Here is a 4,836-nt window from a genome sequence, read left to right as displayed (position 1 = left end):
AGATGTGTATAAGAGACAGATCTTAGACTGGGCTAAAATTATTTTTAACATTCTTTACATCTCTTTAATATTTTTATAAATAGATCAATTTTTTAAGCACAAAAAAACCTCAAAAGAAATAACAATGCGTTATTCCTTCAGAGGTTTATCGTTTGCTAATAGACAAAGTGATAAAAGATTAAATATAGTGTTTGTGAAAACCTTATAAATGCTAGGGTGAATGTGCGAAATTACGTTACCTTCATCATTTTTATTATGTTAAACAACAAAATATTATGACTCAGCTAAATACAATGCTTTAAAGTTGTTGACTAGCGCTTTAAAATCAGGCACATTAAGTGAAAAATAAATTTTTATTTTTGGCTCTGTCCCTGAAGGTCTTAATGCAATAAAGCCTTCATCAAATGTGTAACGAATTAAATCCGCTTGTGGCAACATGATTGCAGTCTCTTCACCTGTTGGGAGATGTGTTGTCTTTTGCGTTAAATAATCTTCTTTTGTTTTTACTTTTAATCCTACAATATGTTCACTTGTATCATTTCTAAAATGAGTCATCATGGCCTCTATTTTTTGTCTACCTTTTGGTCCTTCAAAAGACGGCGAAAGCGTTAAATCTTTATAGCGACCAATTTCTTTATAAATATCTTCGAGTACCGCTTTAAATGTGAGACCATTTTGATACAATAGCTGTTTATATTTAACGAGTAAAGGGATAAACTGAATTGCATCTTTATCTCTTGATAAATCTTTCGCTAAATAACCATGGCTCTCTTCAAACGCTAACACCAACTGCGCGTCATCATTTTGCTGTTGACGAAGTTCTAACTCTTCAGAAATATATTTAAATCCTGTCAAAACGTTCACAACTTTAATATCTAATGCTGATGCTAATACCTCACTCAAAGCGCCCGTAACGATTGATTTAACCATGTAGAACGCGTTGCCTGATGTTTGCAACTGTTGATAACGTAATTTAAGTAAGATCAAGCCAATTTCATTTCCATTAAAATAACGTGTTGAGCCGTCTTCATAGCGCTCAACAAACCCGAATCGGTCTGCATCTGGATCTGTAGCAATGATAAGTGATGCATTTTCTTGTTCTGCTAAACGCTTGCCAAATTCAAACGCAGCTTCTTCTTCAGGATTAGCACTTTTAACAGTTGGAAATCTGCCATCTGGTTCTGACTGAGTTGTCTCAATGACATAGTTATCAAATCCAAGCTCTGTGAGTATGTCTGCGGCTATGGGTAAGCTTGTCCCATGCAAACTTGTCAATACAACACGTGCATTGTTTTCTTCAATTGTACCAACTAAATCTTTAACACCTTGCTTATACGCCTCAGTCACTTCAGTAGGCAAAGACGTAATCAATTTTTCTTTTTTCAACGAATTGGAATCTCGTGCTTCAATTTCTAATGGAGATTCAATTGCATTAATATATTGGCTCAAGTCTTCAGATGCCTTAGGTAATAATTGTCCCCCATCTGAACCATAAATTTTAATACCATTATAATGACTTGGATTATGACTTGCTGTAATCATGACACCTGCTGTTGCTTTTAATTCGCGTACAGCAAATGACAACTCCGGTGTTGATTTATAAGTATCTGCTAATACTACGCTAACACCTTCAGTTGCTAATACACGTGCAATTTCTTGAGAAAATTCATGTGATAAAAATCGTGTATCAAAGTGAATCACAACTGTTGGATGCTCATTTTTTTGTTTTAAATATTGTGCGAGTCCTAATGCCACTTTACGTATTGTAAACTTGTTTAAACGACCTGGACCGAGACCAAACGTGCTCCGAATTCCAGCGGTACCAAAAGTTAAAACATCTTCAAAGCCCGCTTCTTGTTCTTCCTTTGTTTGTTCTTCATAAAAGGGTTTAACTAAACTTTCATCAAGATGTGACATCCATTGTGCTTTCAAAAAATCCACCATCCTTATTTTGCTCTTTATCATTGGGGTGGGACAGAATCAAAACGATTTTGCAATCTCAAAATTGCAACAAGATACCACGCTTGAGGAAAGCTTTGTATAAAACAACACAACCTCCAGTCATCAACAGCGCGTGCATCGATTTTGGTACAATCATCAATAAAGATCATATGATGTCCCACTTCTTTCATTATTAACTCCATTATACACCAACACGAAGTCCTACACATGAAAAAACAATTTATTTCGAAACGGTGCATCTGAAATGATTGAAATCTTACAATCAATTGCATTACAATATATAATCATATGTTAAAAATATCTTTTTAGGAGCAATTTATTATGAATAAAGGTCTCAAATATCTGTTGTACTTACTTGCTTTAATGCTTGTAATTGTTCCTACAATTTTTGCGTTTATTCTATTTAATTCATCGAAACATGCTTTTGACGATTCATTTTCTCATACTGATGAGCGTCAATCTAAATTAAGAGATAGTAAAGTCAATGCTGCAAAGGAACCTGTTTCAATATTGTTTTTAGGTATTGATGACAGTAGTTCACGAAGAGAAAACGGACAAAGTACGGAACATTCACGTACAGATGCAATGATTTTATCCACTTTAAATCCTGATAAACATCAAATCCGTTTACTGAGTATCCCACGTGATACTTTGAGCTACATTCCAAAAGTCGGTTACTTTGACAAGATTACACATGCACATGCATATGGTGGACCAGAATCTTCAATGGATGCGGTGGAAACTGAGCTTAATGTCCCTGTTGATTATTATGTTCGTATTAATATGGATGCTTTTGCTGATACAGTTGATGAGCTTGGTGGTATTGAATATAATGTGCCATACGATCTCAATGAACCAAACACTAAAGATAAAGGTCGCATCAAGCTGAAAAAAGGCAAGCAAAAATTAAACGGCGACGAAGCACTCGCAATCACACGCACACGTAAACAAGACTCTGACTTAAAACGTGGCGAAAGACAAATGGAAGTTTTAAAAATTCTCTTCCGCAAAGCGCAAGAGACAAACTCTTTACACAAATTAGATGATATTATTGAAATTGTAGGAAAAAATTCTAAACATAACTTAAATTACTCTGAAATTCGTGCACTTGCAACAAACTATTTAGCGAATGATGTCACAATCAAATCTCAACAACTTAAAGGTGAAAATGAATTGCTTAACGGCATTTACTACATTAATCCTGACGTAGATGATTTAATTAAGACATCGAACTTATTACGGGAAGATTTAGAATTAAGACCGCTTAAAAATAAAAGCGATTTTCTGTTACAACGTGCGAAGTCCTTTTACGGTGAAATTCCACCATTAACAGAAATCGATGATCAGCTATTAAAAGGACACCAAAAATCACAAAAAGATAACACATCATCAGAACAACAAAATGGTGATAGTCAAGCATCACCGGCAAATGATCAAAATCAGCCCGCTGTTACTGAACAAGCACCAAGTCAACAGCCTGCTTTACCGCAACAGTCACAAGGGGTTCCAGACCCATCTCAAAATAACAATACATTTTATTAATAAGGAGGTGCCTATACATGCCACGCCCTACACACGACAAAATCATGCAAATCAATGGGATATTCAACATGTTAGAGCAACAAATCATTCACAGTAAAGACATGGCGCATTTTCGACAAGAGTTATTTTATGTGAATCATGCACATCGTGAAAATTATGAAGCACTCCTACTTTATTATTCAGACAGCCAGAATAACCCGGTGATCAATGGCGCGTGTTATATCGTTGCACTTCCTGAAATTTTTGATGCGATCGATGTCTTTGAATCACCCCTCCCATTTTCATGGGTTTATGATGAAAATGGTTTAACACCAGAGATGCAAAATTTGAGTGTGCCTATCCAATATCTCGTTGCTGCAGCATTAGAAGTAACCGATGTTAACATTTTCACACCTTCTGGTTATACAATGGGAATGAACAATTGGAATATTATTCAAATGCGGATTTTTTGGCAATATACCGCACTAGTACGACAAAATGCAATGTAATTTTAGCGCCTAGTGACGCGAAATATGTTCTAATAATCTCTTGCCAGCGCACAATGTGCAGATAATATAACGATTTTGACTTCATAACGATAAATACAAAAACAGGTTGACGTCTGACATGTGTGTTTAAGACATCAACCTGTTTTTTAGCATTGTGCTCACGATAGAAGTTATACAATTCGAATCCCCTATTGTTTGCACGTGTCTAAATTTAGATTATACATTTTACTTCATACTTAGTCTATTCAAAATCATTTATGATAAAATCGATATCATATTGATAAGAAAGGGGTACAGCGATGATTAAAAAAGTAGAAACAGAACATGAATATGAAGATGTATTGGACATCAGAAAGGTCGTTTTTGTAGAAGAACAAGGGGTGTCACTTGAAGAAGAAATTGATGAATTTGAAACAACCGCACAATATATGATTGCCTATAACGATGACCATCAACCTATCGCAACTGCACGCTTTCGAGATGTGAATGGCATTGCAAAAATTGAACGTGTCGCAGTTTTGAAAACTGAAAGAGGTCAAGGGACGGGTAAGGCATTAATGCGCGCGCTCGAGCAAGAAGCGCAACGCCAAGGTTTTCATCATTTCAAATTAGGTGCCCAAACACATGCGATTCCCTTTTATGAATCATTAGGCTATCAAGCATATGGCGATCAGTTTTTAGATGCAGGTATCCCGCATTATTACATGGAGAAGTATCTTTAATTACGAAAGCGTTTAATAGGGCATCATAATAAAACAGGTTACTTTCACTTTATATATTACTTTATTTGAAATATTCTATAATTTCTAATTATGCATGAACTACATAAAATAACGGGGACAAT

Annotated in this window: 4 protein-coding genes; 3 read left to right on the top strand and 1 reads right to left on the bottom strand. The window is 35.4% G+C overall.

Annotated elements, in window-relative coordinates; all coding sequences use genetic code 11:
* Positions 1-273 precede the first annotated feature (273 nt).
* Entirely contained in the window at positions 274-1,944 is a 1,671-nt protein-coding gene (locus tag CD118_RS05725; protein WP_103356377.1) for a phospho-sugar mutase, read from the bottom strand.
* 339 nt (positions 1,945-2,283) lie between these two features.
* Here CD118_RS05725 and CD118_RS05720 point away from each other — a divergent pair, with 339 nt between their 5' ends.
* From CD118_RS05720 to CD118_RS05710, 3 genes are all read left to right on the top strand, one after another.
* A complete protein-coding gene (locus CD118_RS05720; protein ID WP_103356376.1) occupies positions 2,284-3,504 on the top strand; it encodes an LCP family protein in 1,221 nt (406 codons plus the stop codon).
* A 17-nt stretch (positions 3,505-3,521) separates the two neighbouring features.
* Positions 3,522-3,992 (top strand): DUF2538 family protein, encoded by a 471-nt coding sequence (locus CD118_RS05715; RefSeq protein WP_050331405.1) that lies wholly within the window; start codon positions 3,522-3,524, stop codon positions 3,990-3,992.
* Positions 3,993-4,291: 299 nt separating this feature from the next.
* Entirely contained in the window at positions 4,292-4,714 is a 423-nt protein-coding gene (locus CD118_RS05710) for a GNAT family N-acetyltransferase (protein WP_050331406.1), read from the top strand.
* Positions 4,715-4,836: the final 122 nt, after the last annotated feature.

Origin of the sequence: Staphylococcus coagulans, assembly GCF_002901995.1 — a bacterium.
In the GTDB taxonomy this organism is placed as follows: Bacteria; Bacillota; Bacilli; order Staphylococcales; family Staphylococcaceae; genus Staphylococcus; species Staphylococcus coagulans.
Note: the sequence above shows the minus strand (reverse complement) of the source record. Positions and strands in the feature narration are given on the sequence as shown.